Source organism: Microcoleus sp. BR0-C5, assembly GCF_036705045.1.
In the GTDB taxonomy this organism is placed as follows: domain Bacteria; phylum Cyanobacteriota; class Cyanobacteriia; order Cyanobacteriales; family Microcoleaceae; genus Microcoleus.
In genome coordinates, this window is the sequence record NZ_JAUBTR010000014.1 from 22393 (window position 1) to 40527 (window position 18135).

The 18135-nt window shown below is 45.0% G+C and carries 15 protein-coding genes; 12 read left to right on the forward strand and 3 right to left on the reverse strand.

What is annotated here, in order from left to right:
- The first annotated feature begins 92 nt into the window (after positions 1–92).
- Positions 93–308 carry a hypothetical protein gene (locus tag QUB08_RS09230; RefSeq protein ID WP_333224465.1) on the forward strand — a complete coding sequence of 72 codons (216 nt, stop codon included), beginning with the start codon at positions 93–95 and terminating at the stop codon, positions 306–308.
- Positions 309–471: 163 nt separating this feature from the next.
- Here QUB08_RS09230 and QUB08_RS09235 read toward each other — a convergent pair whose 3' ends face one another.
- Both QUB08_RS09235 and QUB08_RS09240 read right to left on the reverse strand, forming a co-directional pair.
- Positions 472–1440, reverse strand: coding sequence for a TIGR03885 family FMN-dependent LLM class oxidoreductase (locus QUB08_RS09235; protein WP_333224466.1), 969 nt, complete (start codon positions 1438–1440; stop codon positions 472–474).
- A 199-nt stretch (positions 1441–1639) separates the two neighbouring features.
- Positions 1640–2491, reverse strand: a complete 852-nt coding sequence (locus QUB08_RS09240; RefSeq protein ID WP_333224468.1) for a DUF1206 domain-containing protein — start codon at positions 2489–2491, stop codon at positions 1640–1642.
- A gap of 465 nt (positions 2492–2956) precedes the next feature.
- Here QUB08_RS09240 and QUB08_RS09245 point away from each other — a divergent pair, with 465 nt between their 5' ends.
- From QUB08_RS09245 to QUB08_RS09255, 3 genes are all read left to right on the forward strand, one after another.
- The gene (locus QUB08_RS09245; RefSeq protein WP_333224470.1) at positions 2957–3112 is read left to right on the forward strand and encodes a hypothetical protein; all 156 of its coding nucleotides are present in this window, start codon (positions 2957–2959) and stop codon (positions 3110–3112) included.
- Positions 3113–3474: 362 nt separating this feature from the next.
- Entirely contained in the window at positions 3475–4050 is a 576-nt protein-coding gene (locus QUB08_RS09250; RefSeq protein WP_333224472.1) for a DUF3611 family protein, read from the forward strand.
- 430 nt (positions 4051–4480) lie between these two features.
- Positions 4481–6112, forward strand: coding sequence for an alpha-amylase family protein (locus tag QUB08_RS09255; RefSeq protein ID WP_333224473.1), 1632 nt, complete (start codon positions 4481–4483; stop codon positions 6110–6112).
- Positions 6113–6135: 23 nt separating this feature from the next.
- Here the strand turns inward: QUB08_RS09255 and QUB08_RS09260 are convergent, their stop codons facing one another.
- On the reverse strand, positions 6136–7101 hold the full coding sequence (locus tag QUB08_RS09260; protein WP_333224474.1) for an S-layer homology domain-containing protein: 966 nt from the start codon (positions 7099–7101) through the stop codon (positions 6136–6138).
- A gap of 666 nt (positions 7102–7767) precedes the next feature.
- On the opposite strand from QUB08_RS09260, the gene QUB08_RS09265 reads away from it, so the two are divergent.
- From QUB08_RS09265 to QUB08_RS09300, 8 genes are all read left to right on the forward strand, one after another.
- Positions 7768–8379, forward strand: a complete 612-nt coding sequence (locus QUB08_RS09265) for a hypothetical protein (RefSeq protein ID WP_333224475.1) — start codon at positions 7768–7770, stop codon at positions 8377–8379.
- A gap of 601 nt (positions 8380–8980) precedes the next feature.
- Positions 8981–10102, forward strand: coding sequence for a hypothetical protein (locus tag QUB08_RS09270; RefSeq protein ID WP_333224477.1), 1122 nt, complete (start codon positions 8981–8983; stop codon positions 10100–10102).
- A gap of 212 nt (positions 10103–10314) precedes the next feature.
- A complete protein-coding gene (locus QUB08_RS09275) occupies positions 10315–11259 on the forward strand; it encodes a mechanosensitive ion channel family protein (protein ID WP_333224478.1) in 945 nt (314 codons plus the stop codon).
- A 14-nt stretch (positions 11260–11273) separates the two neighbouring features.
- On the forward strand, positions 11274–12599 hold the full coding sequence (locus QUB08_RS09280) for a DUF2254 domain-containing protein (protein ID WP_333224480.1): 1326 nt from the start codon (positions 11274–11276) through the stop codon (positions 12597–12599).
- 17 nt (positions 12600–12616) lie between these two features.
- Complete coding sequence (locus QUB08_RS09285) at positions 12617–13366, forward strand: hypothetical protein (RefSeq protein ID WP_333224481.1); 750 nt, start codon at positions 12617–12619, stop codon at positions 13364–13366.
- A gap of 35 nt (positions 13367–13401) precedes the next feature.
- Positions 13402–14163, forward strand: a complete 762-nt coding sequence (locus tag QUB08_RS09290) for a ZIP family zinc transporter (protein ID WP_333224482.1) — start codon at positions 13402–13404, stop codon at positions 14161–14163.
- 172 nt (positions 14164–14335) lie between these two features.
- Positions 14336–16762, forward strand: a complete 2427-nt coding sequence (locus QUB08_RS09295; protein ID WP_333224484.1) for a bifunctional serine/threonine-protein kinase/ABC transporter substrate-binding protein — start codon at positions 14336–14338, stop codon at positions 16760–16762.
- Positions 16763–17225: 463 nt separating this feature from the next.
- Entirely contained in the window at positions 17226–17945 is a 720-nt protein-coding gene (locus tag QUB08_RS09300; protein WP_333224485.1) for a PHP domain-containing protein, read from the forward strand.
- The last annotated feature ends 190 nt before the right edge of the window (positions 17946–18135 follow it).

Consider the following 18135-nt stretch of genomic DNA (forward strand, 5'->3'; position numbering starts at 1 on the left):
CAACCGTAACAACTGCAAGTGCACCTTCTGGGAGTGCGGCATCAGAAGTTGTCAAATCCTATTATAAAGATGCCGACAAAATTCTTAAAGATGTGGTTGATGAAGTGGCCGCAGCGACAAAAGCAAATATCCCGGTCAACTATCTAGACCCCAGAGTTCTTAATCCAACCGAGTTGCTCAGTTGGGGGAGTGCTACGGCGCTAATTCATCAAGCTTTGGTTTATCAAGGTCAAGTCGAACCGCTGCCTAATAATGAGGAAGCTACGAAATATCTTGCTGGTAGTGCTGCTAAGCTGTCGCGCATTTAAATTGCATATTGAGGGCGGGCGGGACGCCCAACCCCTACTCCCCACAAGACTTTAATTTTTTTTGACATACAATTTAAAGGCAGAACAGCTTAACAGGAAGAATAGATTTTTGAAGCAGTATCAATCCTAAAAGCGATCGCATCTACATACTGATTTTCCACCATCAACTTTTTGTCAGGGCTGGCACTACTTTTTCGCCAAACACCTCAATAAACTGCTCTTGCGATCGGTTAACATTGTGCAAAATTAGTTGATCGAACCCCAATTCAATATCTTTTTGCAACCACTCAATATGCTGCTCTTGGTCGGCCGAGATGCGGACGTGTTGATATAACTCCTCTGGTTGCACAAACTCCCCGGCGGCATCAAATTGAGCCGGTGTTATCAGTTCTGTCAGCATTTTGCTTTTGAAGATGTTACTACGCCATTGATGATGAGCGCCTTGTAGTGCTTTCTCTGCATTACTGTCATAGGAAAGCTGCACTTTCAAAATCATTGGTTTCCCTTCTCCGCCACCGCGCCGAAACGCATCGACGACTTTTTTTAACTTTTCAGGTGGGCGAGAAGTAGTAATTAATCCATCGGCCCAACTGCCCAACCATTCTGCGGTTTCTGGGGTAACTGCGGCGCCGATAATTAATGGGAGAATTTCCGGGCGGGTATAGAGTTTTGCATCTTCTACGCACACTAAACCGCGATGGGTGACGGTTTCTCCTGCCCAAAGGGCGCGGATAATATCGACACATTCTTTGAGGCGCGCGTTGCGATCGCTTTTAGTAAGCCACTTATCCCCAGTAATATGTTCGTTCAACGCTTGACCGCTGCCAACCGTGAGCCAAAAACGATTGGGAAACATTTCTGCCAACGTTGCCGCAGCTTGGGCAATAATAGCCGGATGATACCGCTGTCCGGGAGCGCAAACCACTCGATAGGAAAGCGTCGGCGTTGCTTGCATTGCTGCACCCAACCAAGACCAAGCAAAACCACTTTGTCCTTGCGCTTCACTCCAAGGATGAAAGTGATCGGAAGAAAGGGCAAGGGTAAAGCCAGCTTGTTCTGCCATTTGGACATATTTCAGCAGTTCGCTGGGCTTAAACTGTTCGTGGGAAGCATGATAACCAATTTGTGCCATAAGTTTTTAGGAGTTTTGAGTTGAGTAGGGGCGGTGCGACCCCTACTCCCCGTGCCCGCCCTGAGTGTTGAGTTAAAATATCCAGAATTAAAAGCAGGTGATTTAATCAAAATGCCTTGTAAAAGTTATGACTTTTGAGTTAGAGAAGTAAAAAATATCTTGTACTCAAAATTCATAACTTTCTGCATAACGGGCAAGCTTATGAACCGAAAATTCGCCGATAGCGAGCTTCAATTACCGAGTAGATGCCATAGGCAATTAAACCCAAAGGTACTAGAGCCAAAATCACTGGACTAAAAGGCTGTTGTGCCACAATTCCCAACACATCGCCCAATCCTTTCGTTTGACTGGCATCCGATAGCCTTGCTGCTTGAATTAAGAAAAAACCGATTATAACGAAAACAACTCCACGGGCAGCAATTCCGAATCGACCCAACCGTGTCGCCCAATTTTGCTCGGTTTGGCTCATTTCATTTAGCTTGAAATGGCGGCGAAATTTGGCTTTATATGCTTGGTAGAAATAAGAAAAACCGACACCAATAACAATTGAGCCTGCCAATCCTACCAGCCATTCTCCAAACGGTTGCGCTAAAATTTGGGCTGTCAAATCTTCGGTTGTATCGCTCTTACCACCGCCCGAACCCATTATCAGTTTTACAGCCGTTAAAGCTAAACCTGCGTAAGCTAAAGCACTTAAGGCGTAGCCAATGCGTTGGGCAATTCGCTTGGCATCCATTTTCTGTCCTTGGTGTTCTGGGTCGAGAATTGCCTGAACGATACGCAAAAGGGCATAACCAATAATGCCAATTGTTACAAGAAATAGCAGAAATTTACCGAACGGTTGGTTAACAATTGCTGATAATGCACCGCTAGTATCTGTTGTCCTGCCGCCCATACTAAAGGCTGCTTGTGCTGCTAGAAAACCGACAATAAAGTAAACTAAGCCTTTGGAAGCATATCCCAATCTTGCCAGTCGCTCAAACCAGGGATGAGAAGCTGCCTGTCCAATTGAGTGTTTAATGCTGTCGGTGGGTGAGTTGTCCCGTTTCATATTTTTTGACAATTTAGTTGTTAACGACTGCTGCCATACCCAATAGTGCATTCCTGTCCAGCTAACTGAGTTCTTAAACAGATAATTTATGTGATTATTTATTAACTTAAAGATTAGCTTGTTTAGATTTTTTTTAAATCTGTCTTGAGCGGGAGTGTCATCGGTTGATTGAGTAATAAATTTCACATTTATTGGGCTTGACAAATATAGCTTTAGAGGCTATGAGATGGCTTCCATGATGGAGGAGTCTGCCAGCGGTATAGTAGATTTTTGATTAAATTTTATTTAACCAAAGTTAGAATAACAATTAGAATTGGCGACCCTAAAAATAATGTCAAAAAAAATCATAATGCTATCAAGAGCTAAGGTGTAAACGGAAAGCAAAAATACCTGCTTTTTCATAATGATATATCTGACAAATCTGCAATAACTGCCCTAACTAGCTTATGGAAGTTGCAAGAATGGATGCGCCCCAGTGCAGCTGTTGGGAATCAAGCATCGATCGCCAATAGTGCGATCGCACTTAACTCAAAGCTTTATCATAAATTTTTCCTCAATCATCTTCCATCAGGAGGATATTTTCTTATGGCATCAGACAGATGGCAAGGTTGGGCTAGTTAGATTAAATAGAGATTGAAGCAGCTTTTGAGATGGTAAACAGAAACAATAGACGTTTTGCCTAAGTCGATTTTTAAGACTATAAATTCCCATTGTCGCCAGAAGTTGATTGTTCAGAACCGGGAGGATTTTAGGAAAATCAAATCAACCACAACGGCAGTTGCTGTGTTGAGTTCAACCTTTTATTTACCGGAAATTGCGGAATTTGGTTCCCAAACATCCGGCATCCTGTCCTGCCCTTAACTGACTTTTCAGGAAAACTCTAATAGCTAACCACAAGGCGATCGCTTGCGACAGGAAGACAAGCAGAACCTATTTCTTACGTCGTTTGCTTTCACGATCAATTCAGCAATAAGGTGTATATAATGAATCAACTGAATCAACCAGAATCCTTGCCGCAACCGCTGACCCAAAGCGAATTCGTCGCAACTTTTCGCTTGTTTAGTAGATTTAGCTTCTGGATACAGTTATTCTTTGGTGCTGTTTCCGGCATTGTTTTATTATTTGCTATGTTGGGTCGCAACATGAGCGAACAAACTAATAATGCAGGTATTGGTTTCGGGGTATTTTTAGCAATAATTGGCCTGTTATTGCTGTGCTTTAGAATTTTTTGGGATTTTCGCTATAGGCTTTTAGGGCGACTTTTGCACGCCGAAAATTCCCAGGTATATCCCAGCAAAGAACATATTACTCACACCTTACGGATTGGATTAGTTTCTAGTTTGGTGGGGGTATTAATCGCGTTTGTCGCTTCTGAAGAAACAGTTGCTGTAGTGCTAGCGAAAACTCTTAGTCAGCCCCAAGCGATGGCAGCTTATGCGCCAGAAAATGTGATTCGTTCCCTAGATATTTTTGTGACGATGGCAAATGTCAATCTGATTGGCGCTCACTTTTTTGGAGCTGTTACTTCTCTTGGGTTACTCAATTGGGTAGAGGATTAGTTGGCAGCAGTGGCGATCGCTAAAGGCAAACACAACTCCTATGCCATCACGACTGACAAGGGCTGACCGATTTAACTAAGGTTGGTGGCGAAAGCACTGTCTTGGCGAAAGAGAGCGAAGACAGTGCAGCTACAAGCTAAACAAGGTGGCTATTAGGATGAACATCTAATCGGAAATTGGTAGCGATCGCTCCTGCTAATGGTAGTTAGCCTAATCAACCGTTTTTTTTTCGTAATTAATTTATTATATTGAGAGATATTTCATCTATTTTTAGATTGATAGATTTTGAATCAGGACAAACAAACAAAACTTAGGTTCATATTCCGAAAGATGAGCTATAGCCGTAGCATTCAGATTTCTAAATAACCCTGTTACCGGGTTTCTTAACACAGCCATGTTACACAGTTTCTCTATTAAGAAATAGACTGTTATGAAAGACCTCTGGTATAAAAACGCAATTGTTTACTCCCTCGATGTTGAAACCTTCATGGACTCGGACGGCAATGGTGTCGGCGACTTTCAGGGACTTATCAACCGCCTAGACTATTTATCCGCCCTAGGAATTACTTGTTTGTGGTTGCTGCCGTTTTATCCTTCCCCTAACCGGGACAATGGCTACGACGTGATGGATTACTACAACATTGATCCGCGACTGGGAACCCTGGGAGATTTTGTCGAGTTCATGCACCAAGCAAAGGAACGAGGAATTCGCGTGCTGATCGATCTGGTAGTAAATCATACGTCGAATCAGCATCCTTGGTTTGTTGCATCCAAAAGCGATAAAAACTCCAAGTATCGCGATTACTACGTCTGGTCAGAAAATCCACCCAAAACCGATCCAGAACAACTGATATTTCCCGATGTCGAGGACAGTATTTGGGAGTACGACGAACAAGCAAACGCTTACTATTTGCATCACTTCTATAAAGAACAGCCAGATTTAAATATTGCCAATCCGGCGGTACGAGAAGAAATCTGCAAAATTATGGGTTTCTGGCTAGAACTGGGTGTGTCTGGATTTCGCATTGATGCTGTTCCGTTTTTAATTAAAGGAATTGGCATCGAAGGTGCAGACCCCGAAAAGCTGCGAGGTTTCTTGGAAGAAATGAGAGAGTTTGTGTCATCGCGTCAGGGTGATGCAGTGTTGCTGGCCGAAGCAAATGTCGATCGCGATCAAATTCCTGTCTACTTTGCTAAGGGCGACAGAATGCACATCCTGTTCAACTTTTTGCTGAACCAGCATCTGTTTTTGGCCCTGGCGCGCCAAGAATCCACAGCATTGCGCGATGGACTAAAAACCTTACCGGATATTCCTGATATTTGTCAGTGGCTTAATTTTGTGCGCCACCATGATGAACTGACGCTAGACCGCATTACTTCATCGGAACGAGAGGAAATTTTTGCAGCATTTGCGCCTGATGAAACGATGCAAATTTTCGGGCGGGGGATTCGTCGTCGCTTACCACCGATGATGGGAGGATCTCGCCGCCGGATTGAACTAATCTACAGTTTGCTGTTCACCCTGCCTGGTACACCCATGCTGCGCTATGGCGAAGAAATTGGCATGGGCGATGACCTTTCGCTGGAAGGTCGAGACAGCGTTCGCACGGTGATGCAATGGTCAGATGCACCGAATGGTGGCTTCTCGACGGCTGCAACTGATGCCCTTGCCAGACCTGCGATCACGATCGGAGAATACGGTTACAAACAAGTCAATGTCGTCGCAGCGCAGCGCGATCCTGCCTCATTAATTAACTGGATGGAACGTGCAATCAGCATCCGCAAGCAATGTCCTGAGTTGGGTAGGGGCAAGTGGCAAATTCTGGAAACCGACTCTCCCTCGGTTTTAGCCCACTGCTGCGACTGGCAAGGCAGGAGGGTGATTGCTGTCCACAATCTAGCCGACAAAGCTTGTACCGCTACGCTGAAATCTCACGAATACACCCCTCTGTTCGATTTATTTGGCGATCGGCTTTATGAATCTCTCGATGCCGACTCACCCTCTATTCCCTTAGAACCCTACGGCTATCGCTGGTTTCGAGCCAATCGCATCCAGGGGTAAAAAAGTTAATGTTGATGGCAGAACTAGCGACTTGGGCTCTTAGGAATGTACTTAGCACTATCCTTGTCTGGAAGCGGTTCTATCTGACCTTGATTGACCAAAGCTTGATGAATTAGGGCAGTAGCACTACCCCGACTCAGCAACTCGTTGGGATTAAGAAGTCTGGGATCTGGATAGTTGACCACTATCTTTGCCTTTGTAGCTGCTGCCACTGGCTCAACCGCCTCTTTAGGAATTTTCCCGGCATCTTTATAATACGAATTGAGAAAATCTAATGCCGAATTTTTAGCAGGCGCAGTTGCAGCTTTTGTCGTTGTTGGTGGAACAGCCTTAGCCGATTTAGGTGCGGGCGCAGCCGCTGGCTGCTGCCTTGCCACTACAGGTAATAACGGCTGCATCAAAACAGTCGCTGCGAGGGGAAATGCCAAACGGTTCCTAGCCCTTCGACGTTGATTTACTGGAGTTGGCCTTGCTGGAGTTGCAGCAGCTTGATCATTTTTGACAACAGGGGGATTAAAATCCATATTTAAACCCCTCATTAACACAACTAATGCTTGTGCCTTAGTCAATGGCTGCTTCGGACGAAACTCCTTTCCGGGAAAATCATTCATAAATCCCGCTTCATAAGCTTCTTGAATTGGAGTTTCTGCCCAGTAGTTTTTAGGCACATCCTTAAAGTAACTTCCACTCGGTATCTTTCTAACGCTGGCTCGATTAAAAGCTTGGCGGATCATCGCCGAAAATTCATCCCGATCCACAGCCTGTTTTGGTCTAAAAGTTCCGTTTACATATCCGGTAACAATGTCTTTTTCAGCTAAGGACTGAATAAACGGACGCGCCCAGTAATTCTGCGGTACATCAGGAAATTTCGATTTAGCTTGTTGAGCAGCAACTTCCTGGGAACTTAGCACAAAGCCAGTGCCACTGACACTAATGGCTAGAGCTAAAAAGGCTACGCTGATTGACGGTAAATGCCTGCGATTAGACATGAGAAATCTCCTCCTAATTTTTTCATTTTTAACGAGACTATTTTGCTGATTTAAAGCGGATTACGTTTTTTTCGATCCGATTCCCATTCTGTTTTTACATCTAACTCTTCACGACGTACTGTGTCTGTTGCCTCAACCGTATCTTGCTCAAGGTTGTTTCCTGTAGTATCTACATCAAGCTTTGCACCTACTTTAGATAGATATCAGTTCTAATACTTCCTTCTTATGAAGGATTCAGCACATTGAAAATCATCAAGATAGCGATATTTTTTTATATTTTTCTATCTTTAGGTAGATGAATTTAGCTCTCCCGTACTAAAGGTGATAAATTTATCTAATCCTTCGTAGGTTGGGTTGAGCCAACCTACAACCTTTAGGCCAAAAGCTCTCACAAGGATTTCTCAGGTTTTATTATCACCTCAACTACGGGACATCCTACAACAACTACGGGAGATCCTACAAAATTAAGGACATCTCCAGTAGCGGCTGGGGTTTTTTCTGAATGAAATTTCGATTTATAAGCGCAATTACTACTTTTGATCATTAAAATAATCAAATTAAAAAATATTATGCCCCTCGGTAGATATTCTAGTAATACTTATTAAGTAAAATTAAGTTACCATCAACGGAAAACAAGCAACAACGTAACGCAGGGGTTAATCTTTTATGACTTATCCAGATCGATCGGGCAGTCAACTCACTGAGCCTACAATCGTCAATCCGCTGGTGGATTACCACGACCAAGTGAGGTGGGGGCCAATTTTGGCAGGAATTGCGATCGCTCTGGGCACTCAACTAATTTTAAGCGCTTTGGCAATGGCGATCGGATTAAGCGTCGGTGCAACAGGGGCGGATGCAGGTTCCGTTGGTATTGGGGTCGTAATTTGGTCGATTATCAGTTTGCTGATTTCCCTATTTTTGGGCGGTTGGGTGATGGCTCAAAGCTGCGGCCCTATGACCAAGAAAACAGCATTTTTGAATGCAGCAATTCTTTGGGGAACTACATTAGCACTTAGTGCTTGGTTATTAGGAAGCGGGATATCGGGTGCTGTTGGTGCTGCCGCTGCTAATGCTGGAGAAATTGCCAATCAAGTACAACAACAGGGCGGCGTTAATATACCCAATCAAGCGCCGAATGTAGACCCAAATCAAGTTCGCGATATAGCTGGTAATACAGCTAAAGCTACTTGGTCATTTCTACTTGGCTCTTTGCTGAGTTTGGCAGCGGCAATGATTGGTGCTGCTCTTGGCGCTCGCAAACCTCGCGTTTATGCTTGATTAGCGATGAGAAAACCTGAAAGTTTAACAACCACAGGAGCGAGTCGAATTATTTTATTATACCATTGGGATAATGATTCATTATTTCTTGGAGAAGATGAACGAGCTAAAAACCTTTTCTAAGGTTTTGGCAGAGAGATTTAAAAGGAGATAAAGCGATGCAATAGCAGAGGATAGGGCAAAAATATACAAGGTTAACAAGTTCGATCTTGTTAACGGCAACGGTTTTAGTGGCTCCCTCGTTCGCCGCTGATACAAAAAAACACAGATTCAAGGTGAATCTTTACTAGCGCAAGCTTCAGATAGCTGTCGCCAGGTTATTGCGAGGAATGGCCTTAATGTTCGGCGACAAGCGACGGCTAACAGCGAAGCGGTTGGCATCATCGATTCCGCACGAAATGTGACGATTCAAAGTCTTGATGAGAATGGCTGGATACCAATTACAGCCCCGCTATAGCAATCCGATCTGAGTCTCACAACACAACGCCATCTTGTCTTCCTAGACTTCTTGTATAGCAAGACTTTCAGATTTTCCCTATCTAGAAAATCACTTAGGATTGCTATAGAAGGCTACGTATTGTAGTTAATTCAAAAAACAGTGATGGATGACCAATCAAACCTAAAAAAAGAAACTAATTCACAGCAAAAGTCTGGTTTGTTAAATTTCATTGCCGAGACAACAGAATCTGCACTGAATACAGGCAAAACGGTTGTTGACACAGCAATTAATTGGGGGGAAGCTGCTGCTAAACAAACTTATCGATTGATTGGACAAGCGACGCAAGGAACCGGAGATGCGGTAACTTATGTTGGCAATCTTCCCTTTGTTAAACAAGTGGCAGGGGTACTCAGACTTGATTGGTTAGTTGGGGTCAGCGATCGCATCGACTTAGCCAAAGCCGAAGCTCAAGTCAAGGAACTCCAACAAAAGTATCCCAATGAATATCCCAGCGAAATTGCCCATCGCATTATGGTGGAAAAAGCGCTCCGCGCCGGTGGTGTCGGATTTGCTAGCAGCATTTTACCCGGTGTCGCGGCTGCACTGCTGGCGATCGATTTAGCCGCAACTACTGCGATTCAAACCGAAATGGTTTATGAAATTGCCGCCGCTTATGGGATGGATTTGCAACAGCCAGCCCGAAAAGGCGAGGTTTTGGCTATTTTTGGGTTAGCGCTAGGCGGTAGCAACGCCATGAGAGCTGGTTTGGGCTTTTTACGCAACGTACCGCTGGCTGGCGCGATGATTGGTGCGAGTACGAATGCTACGATGCTGTACGCGCTGGGATATGCGGCGCGCGAGTTTTACGAAGCCAAAGTGAGGGAAGAGACTGAAGAACCTGGAACCGAAACGCTGCAAGCGATTCAGCAACAAAGCGAGAAATATCTTGATGTGGCGATCGCCCAGCAAGCGGGCATGGATCAAATTATGGTTCACATGATTTTGGCAAGTTATCCCAACAAAAACTGGGAAGATATTCTGCCAGAATTGAAGGCATTGCAATTAAATGCCGATTCTCTCAAAAGGATTGCTGCTAACATCAAGTCTCCTAAACCATTGGGTGCATTGTTAGAGCAACTTAACCCCGACTTTGCAGTACCGCTATTAGCTCAATGCCGTCGCATTGCCGAAAGTAGCGGAGAGGTTTCCGAAGCAGAACAGAAGGTGCTTGATGCGATCGCACAAAAACTCAACGGTCAAGATGTGGCTTCGATATCCACTTAAAAAAAATTGTTGGTGGGTTAGCTTTCTGCATAACGCACTATCCCCAATATTTACTGTAGCTGTGTAAATCTTAAATTAGCCTCACGTTACAGTAATCTACAGCCTTCAGATAGAGTTTGACATGGCTAATTTTAATACTATCAATAATGACTGATGCAAGAGGAAGTTTTATGACAGCAGAAATATCCGGAGTCTGGGATAAGATTCAGAGCATGCTCAATGACTTCATTGTCCTGCTGCCTAATATGGTACTAGCGTTCATTGTTTTTGCAATCTTTTTCTTTGTTGGGAGGTCAATTAAGAGATCGGTCAGGCGGCTTACCCGCAACCACCGACAATCCCGGAATTTGGGACTGGTGTTAGGAAGGTTAGCGCAGGGTATTACTGTTCTGATTGGTCTGTTTATTGCCTTGTCGATTGTAATTCCCACATTTAAAGCAGGCGATTTGGTGCAACTCCTAGGAATTAGCGGGGTAGCGATTGGTTTTGCCTTTCGCGATATCTTACAAAACTTCCTAGCTGGTATCCTAATTCTTTTGACGGAACCGTTCCAAATCGATGACCAGATTGTGTTTAAAAACTTTGAGGGAACGGTAGAAAGTATTGAAACTCGCGCTACAACAATCCGAACCTATGATGGTCGCCGGATTGTAATTCCCAATGCCGAATTGTTCATTAATTCTGTTACTGTGAATACCGCCTTTGATAAACGCCGGATGGAATACGATGTTGGCATCGGCTACGGCGATGATATTCAGCGAGCCAAGCAGTTAATGATGGAAGCCCTGCACAGTGTGGAAGAGGTTTTGAAAGACCCTGCTCCTGACGTGCTGCTGATGGAACTTGCAGGAAGTAGCGTCAATATCCGCGCTCGATGGTGGATTGCTCCGCCGCGACGAATGGACGATCTGCGATCGCGGGACAAGGTACTTTCTGCGATTAAGGAAAAGCTGACTGCCAATGGCATCGACTTGCCCTTTCCTACGCAGCAAATTTTGTTTCACGACCAAACCGAAGAGACGGATGGCGATCGCAAACGTCAACGGGAAGGATGGCCCGCTGGTAATCGCGAAGTTCCCACACCCCGCAGCATCAGCGGTTCTCTGCGACAACTAATTGAACAGCGATCGCAACAAGACGGCAACGGACAATCTTAACCCCACTCCAACTCATGAAAAATGTCAAGTTAAGCAAACTTTGGGACTCGCTGCACTCTAGCTACTGGTTTATCCCAACGTTGATGGCGGTGGGGTCGATTATTTTAGCGATCGCAATGCTGGCACTTGACCGCGCGGGTAATATACCAAACTGGAGGTGGATTTACACGGGTGGAGCCGATGGTGCGCGAGCGGTTCTTTCATCGGTTGCCGGTTCAATGATCAGCGTTGTTGCTACAGCTTTTTCTATTACTATTGTGGCGCTTCAGTTGGCGAGCTCAAATTTTGGTCCCCGATTGCTGCGTAATTTTATGCAGGATACGGGCAATCAAATCGTCCTTGGCACTTTCATTGCCACGTTTATTTACTGTTTACTCGTCCTGCGAACCATTCATGAAGAAGGAGACGGATACAGTTTCTTTGTACCCCAACTCTCGGTTACAGTTGGTACCGGATTGGCAATTGCCAGTATCGGCGTACTGATTTACTTTATCCATCACGCATCAACCATTATTCAAGCGTCCCATGTAATTACTCAGGTTAGTGGCGATTTAGACCAAGCTCTAGATCGTCTGTTTCCCGAAAAAATCGGAGAAGGTAAGGCGAACAACTCGCGACCGGTGGTAGAAATTCCTGCAAATTTTGACTCGGAAACAAGTCCAATCAAAGCCACTGGCGAGGGCTATTTGCAAGCAATCGATGACGACGAATTAATGAAAATTGCCCGTCAGTACAATCTGCTTGTACATCTTACAACTCGACCGGGAAAGTTTATCGTCAAGGGCAGCGATTTAGCGATGGTTTTCCCGGAAAAACAGGTGAATCAAAGCCTGAAACAACAGATTAACGATGCTTTTATTCTGGGCAAAGAACGGACTGAATATCAAGATGTAGAATTTCCGATCGATCAGTTAGTTGAAATCGCCTTGCGTGCGATTTCTCCTGGTATCAACGATCCGTTTACTGCGATTCGGTGTATCGATCGACTCAGCGCCGGATTATCCCGCCTCGCTCAAAGGGATTTTCCCTCGCCGTATCGCTACGACGATGAACAAAATTTGCGCGTCATTATTAAAGGAGTGACGTTTGAAGGGTTAGTCGATGCTGCCTTTAACCAAATTCGCCAGTACAGTAAATCAGATGTGGCGGTAACAATTCGCTTATTGGAAGCTATAGATTGCATCGCCACTTACACCCACAATTCCAAACAACGAGAAGCTTTACGCCGTCAGGCGGAGATGATTTTAAATAGTAGCCGCGAACAAATCTCTCAGGAGCAAGACCAGAAAGATGTCCAAGAGCAGTATTACCAAGTCATCAAAGCTTTAGGACAGGATTAATTTTGTTGAGCAGAGTTATGGTAATAACAGCAGCTTTGCGATCGGCTCCTAATACTTTAGGTTTAACTGCGCTGATTGCCATTAGTTTAGCGCTGACACATTTATTTTCCGGCAAGTTGCGGTTTGCTCCTATTCCTCGCAGTGGCTGGCTTTCAGCGGCGAGTGGGGTTTCGGTAGCTTATGTTTTTGTGCATATTTTACCGGAATTAAATCTGCACCAAGCGGTATTAGAGCAAGTAGAAGCAGGAGTTATTTCCTATCTAGAACACCACGTTTATTTAATAGCTTTGTTAGGATTGACTGTATTTTACGGCTTGGAGCAAATTGCAAATTTATCTCGTCAGCGTGGCGAAGAGGATGTGACCAGTCCTGGTGTTTTTTGGTTGCACATTGGCTCTTTTGCAATCTACAACGCTCTGATTGGCTATCTGCTGGTGCATCGGGAAGAACCGGGTATTACCAATCTGCTGTTGTTTTCTTGTGCAATGGGACTGCACTTTGCAGTGAACGACTCTGGTTTGCGGGAACACCACAAGCATATTTACGATCGCATCGGACGCTGGATACTAGCAGCAGCTATTATTGTGGGGTGGGTGTTGGGTAGCGCTACTGAAATTGGAAAAACTACGATCGCAGTTTTATTTGCTTTTTTAGCCGGAGGAATTGTTCTCAACGTCCTCAAAGAAGAATTGCCAGAAGAACGAGAAAGTCGGTTTTGGGCATTTGCTCTTGGTGCTGGAATTTACACCGCTCTTTTATTGGCGTAGACGGGCATAAAAAATTTTCCTCTGAGGTAGGGCTGATGTTTCCAGTGTGGTTGCAGGCAGGATTTTGGGGTTTAGTGGGGGGTTCGGCGCTGCTACTGGGAGCGGCGGTGGGTTACTTTGTGAGCATTCCTCAGCGGGCGATCGCAACAATTATGGCTTTTGGCGCTGGTGTGCTGATTTCAGCGCTATCCTTTGAACTGATGGATGAAGCTTACAAGCGCGGCGGTTTCGACTCTACGGCGATCGGCTTTTTGGGGGGCGCTGCTGTCTACACAGCCGCCAATTGGTTTTTGAGTCAACAGGGAGCAAAACACCGCAAGCGATCGGGCGCTTTGCACCCAGCTAAAACAGAGTCAGGCGATGGCGGATTAGCCATCGCCCTCGGCGCGCTGTTAGACGGGATACCGGAGTCGATCGTCGTTGGTGTCAGCATGATTTCTGGAGGCGCTGTCAGTTGGGTGACAGTAGCGGCAATTTTCCTCTCCAATATTCCCGAAGGGCTCTCTAGCGCCGCCGGCATGAAAAAAGCAGGGAGATCGATCGGTTATGTTTTTGGAGTTTGGGGCGCGATCGCAGTTATTTCCGGTATAGCAGCATTGTTAGGATATACGCTTTTTAGCCACTTTTCTGTGGAAGTAATAGCCGCAACTACCGCCGTAGCAGCAGGGGGTATTTTAGCCATGATCTCAGATACTATGATTCCCGAAGCATTCGAGGAAACTCACGATTTTGCTGGACTAATTACTGTCTGCGGATTTTTAGCTGCTTTTGTACTCAGCAAGTTAGCAGAAAGATAATTGATAATTAGTCCTCAGTCTTAACTAATATATAATTGGTAATTGCTGAGAGTTATAGTGTTTTGGATATAGACACAGAGGAATTTGATATGTTGCCAAGCTGTATCTGGACATAAAAAAGTTTATAATTAACATGAAAGGCCGCAGCCTGTCAAGAGGTGTTGGAAGATTTATGTGTGTCAACTTAGGGCATATCCTGCATGAAAGCTACGAAATTATCGCTTTGTTGGGAGAGGGAGGGTTTGCTAGAACCTACACGGCTGTACAAATAAACAAACCTAATAATCCTCTGTGCGTTGTTAAGGAAATTCCTTTTCCCCCATCGAACGATCCGCGCGTCTTGGAGAGGGCAAGGCAGCGATTTGAAAGGGAGGCTAGCGCTTTGTGCCGTCTCGGCAACAACTCGCGCATTCCCGAATTATTCGATCGCTTTGAAGAAAACGATTATTTTTACTTAGTACAAGAATACGTTAAAGGACACCCGCTTATTCAAGAACTCGCTCCAGGCGATCGGTGGAATGAGAAAAAAACTGTTGCTTTGTTGCGGGAAGTTCTGGAAATATTAAAATCGGTTCACCAAGAAAAAATTATTCACCGCGATATTACACCTTCTAACTTAATTCGGCGCGAAACAGATAAACAAATTGTTTTAATTGATTTTGGGGCGGTCAAAGAAATCAGCACTTTTACCTCTAACTCTACAGGTGAAATATTCACATCGCAGGCGATCGGCACCAGCGGTTATATGCCTGCCGAACAATACAAGCCGCAGTCTCTCCCGCAACCCTACAACGACATTTACGCTCTCGGAATCATCGCCATCCAAGCTCTCACCGGGCAACGTCCCACCACTCTACCGCAAGACCCCGAAACTGGTGAAATTGTCTGGGATTACTCGACGCCCGATCGCCCTGCAGTACAAGTTAGCGACAAGCTCAAGAATATTTTAACCAAGATGGTGCGTTTCCACTTTCAAGACCGCTACCAATCTGTTGATGAAGTTTTGCAAGATTTGGATTTGTCGATCGTCCCAGGGCCCCAGGTACCCAAAACTTCGCGGAAGTTGCGATCGGGCTTTCGCTGGCTACTCTTAGGGGTTGCGGGAATTGCGGCTTTTGGGGCAATCGTACTTTTAATCCCCAGAATTTCCCCGCTAATCCCCAGAATTTCCCCGCAACCAACGCTGGCTACACCCTCCGCAGATGGTGTAAGTTCCGGCGAAAAACTCCTCGTGCAAACCTCCGCCTTGTGGTCAAAACAAAGGGGAATTAATGAGTTTGCCGATTCTAATTATCCCGAAGCTTTAAAATTGCTCAAACAGTCCTGGCGGGAAGACCGCAGAGATCCAGAAACTTTAATTTACATCAACAATGCTTTACTGAAGGCAATCAATGCAGAATATTATACGATCGCAATTGTTGTCCCTATCCGCCGCAATCAGGACGGCAGCATCCTCAACGCAAATTTAGCCGAAGAACTGCTCCGCGGCATTGCTCAAGCTCAAACCGAAGTTAATTTAGGTCTTCTGGCTGCAAATGAGAACAATAAAGATTTTCCCGGTCAAGGCTTTCTCGAACCAAAAGCTCTTAAAGGAAAAGGTCTCAAGGTCATCATTGCTGATGATGGCAATATCAAATCCTACGCGGTTCAAAGGGCTAATTATCTGGCCGCTCAGCCCGATATTCTAGCAGTTATCGGACACTACACCAGCGACATGACTGTGGAAACAGTAGATATTTACAATCGAAATCAACTCGTCGCCATTTCTCCGGGAAGCACCACAGAAGAACTGACGCGAAAACCTCGAAAATTTTTCTTTCGGACGGCTCCGACAACTAGCATAGAAGCTGAAGCTTTAGTAAATCAACTGCTCTTGGTCGGTGAGAAAAAAGCCGCAGTATTTTACAATCCCAACAGTCCGTTTAGCGCTTCTTTGTGGGAAGAATTCAAAAAGCAATTTGAAGCCAAAGGAGGCTCGACTTTTAGAATCAGGAATTATTACGATTTATCTAAAAATAAGTTAGACGCCGAAGCAGCAATCACAGAAGTTGAGAAATCCGGAAAAACAGCCTTACTTGTCATTCCCGATGGTCAAGTCACTACAGCCCTAGAAAATGCGATCGAAATGATTAAAGCTAATGGCGATCGCAATTGGATTGTCGGGCCCTGGACTCTGTACGAGCCGAGAACATTAGAAGTAGCCAAAGAGCTAAAGTCTGTTGAAAAACTGGGCATATCCGTGTTTTGGCATCCGTTAATAAGTTTTGACAAAAAATTTCCGCAAAACGCTCAAAAATTGTGGGGAGGCCCGGTCAATACTCGATCGGCTTTAACCTACGATGCCGCCCGGACGCTGATTAAAGCCATAGAAATGCAGCCAGAACCCAGCCGCGAAGGAATGCAAAAAACCTTAGCCGATCCTAACTTTAAAGCCGAGGGAGCCTCCGGTATAATTGAGTTTGACTCGAAGACTGGAAATCGGAAAAACCCTCCTAAACGAGTGGCGCATATTGTACCGTGTTCTAGAGAACAGTTTGGAGTTACATTTGTGCCGATCGAATTTCCCACAGCCGCAGCGGCTGGTTTAAAGTGCGATTGAATTGATATCTTGTGGCATTTTCCACAAACCTTTGAAGGGCGGGCTCTCCTGCCCAACCCCTACTCCCCACAATAAAATTTACTCTTTAAGGGCGGGCTCTCCTGCCCAACCCCTACTCCCCACAATAAAATTTACTCTTTGTGGAACAGGCCGGAAAGCCTGTTGCTGAGAATGATGCAATAGGTGCGAGTCAATTGATATCTTGCGGCATTCTCTCCAAACCTGTAGAGGCGAGTTTTACCAACTATAAATTGCCTAAAATCAATAATCTCATAAACCCACCCCACCCGACGATAAAATGCTGGATAGAGAATTATGCAAGATGTGCGAGTGAATTGAGATATTGTGTCGAACGCAACAATCCGCCAGATATTTCAATCCCACAGCAGACTATTGCCACAGGTGCAACATATCAATTTATTAGATATATTAAACAAGGTTAGTTTTTTTTATAATAACGCTTATGGCTGTCAATTTCGCTGCCTCCCCCGCTTCTAGTCTCAAACCAGAAGCCCAGAATATCTCAGCACTCAAACAAGTCTTCCAGACAATTGATGCCGATAGCTGTCCGGGTTCCTATAATTTTCATATGCACACAGTCTACTCCGACGGCCGATTGCAGCCAGAGAAATTGATGGAACAAGCCATAGCCCGCGGTCTCAAGGGCTTAGCTATCACCGACCACCACAGCACCGAAGGCTACGTTAAAGCTCAAATTTGGCTGGATAATTGGAAATTAAACCATCCTGACAAAAATAGTGAAGCACCTAGTCTCTGGACAGGCGCTGAAATTAATGCCGAATTACTCAACAATGAGGTACACATTCTCGGTTACGCCTTCGATCCGCAACATCCCAGTATTCAACCTTACTTGCGAGGTAAAGGTACTGAAGACACGGCTTTTTATCCAGCAGCCAGGGTAATTGAAGCTATTCAGGAAGCAGGAGGTTTAGCAGTTCTAGCACATCCTTGCCGGTATCGATCGACTGCAGATAAACTAATCCCAGAAGCAGCCCGTTTCGGCATTGACGGTGTAGAAATTTACTATGCTTACGGTAATCCCAATCCTTGGAAACCCAGCCCCAAACAAACTGCTTTAGTCAAAGATTTAGCAGAAACTTATGGTTTGCTGGGAACTTGTGGCACGGACTCTCACGGCCTGAGTCTTCTCGTCCGAATCTAAATAGTTCGGAAATAAGAAGTGCTTTATCCTGTCCTTACCAGTCTAAGCGTTAGCGGATATATCTCTTATGAAAGCAATCACAAAGAGCCGAAAACAAACAGTTTATCTGGTCATATTATGTCCGCTAAAATGCCTACCCTAAAATTGTTTGGTAGTGAGGACTTCAGTCCTCATAAAAGTCTGTGGACTG

Excerpts from the sequence above, each read along its gene's own strand:
- QUB08_RS09235 (WP_333224466.1), bottom strand. The coding sequence starts at position 1,440 with ATGGCACAAATTGGTTATCATGCTTCCCACGAACAGTTTAAGCCCAGC.
- QUB08_RS09240 (WP_333224468.1), bottom strand. The coding sequence starts at position 2,491 with ATGAAACGGGACAACTCACCCACCGACAGCATTAAACACTCAATTGGA.
- QUB08_RS09245 (WP_333224470.1), top strand. The coding sequence starts at position 2,957 with ATGCGCCCCAGTGCAGCTGTTGGGAATCAAGCATCGATCGCCAATAGT.
- QUB08_RS09250 (WP_333224472.1), top strand. The coding sequence starts at position 3,475 with ATGAATCAACTGAATCAACCAGAATCCTTGCCGCAACCGCTGACCCAA.
- QUB08_RS09255 (WP_333224473.1), top strand. The coding sequence starts at position 4,481 with ATGAAAGACCTCTGGTATAAAAACGCAATTGTTTACTCCCTCGATGTT.
- QUB08_RS09260 (WP_333224474.1), bottom strand. The coding sequence starts at position 7,101 with ATGTCTAATCGCAGGCATTTACCGTCAATCAGCGTAGCCTTTTTAGCT.
- QUB08_RS09265 (WP_333224475.1), top strand. The coding sequence starts at position 7,768 with ATGACTTATCCAGATCGATCGGGCAGTCAACTCACTGAGCCTACAATC.
- QUB08_RS09270 (WP_333224477.1), top strand. The coding sequence starts at position 8,981 with ATGGATGACCAATCAAACCTAAAAAAAGAAACTAATTCACAGCAAAAG.
- QUB08_RS09275 (WP_333224478.1), top strand. The coding sequence starts at position 10,315 with ATGCTCAATGACTTCATTGTCCTGCTGCCTAATATGGTACTAGCGTTC.
- QUB08_RS09280 (WP_333224480.1), top strand. The coding sequence starts at position 11,274 with ATGAAAAATGTCAAGTTAAGCAAACTTTGGGACTCGCTGCACTCTAGC.
- QUB08_RS09285 (WP_333224481.1), top strand. The coding sequence starts at position 12,617 with ATGGTAATAACAGCAGCTTTGCGATCGGCTCCTAATACTTTAGGTTTA.
- QUB08_RS09290 (WP_333224482.1), top strand. The coding sequence starts at position 13,402 with ATGTTTCCAGTGTGGTTGCAGGCAGGATTTTGGGGTTTAGTGGGGGGT.
- QUB08_RS09295 (WP_333224484.1), top strand. The coding sequence starts at position 14,336 with ATGTGTGTCAACTTAGGGCATATCCTGCATGAAAGCTACGAAATTATC.
- QUB08_RS09300 (WP_333224485.1), top strand. The coding sequence starts at position 17,226 with ATGGCTGTCAATTTCGCTGCCTCCCCCGCTTCTAGTCTCAAACCAGAA.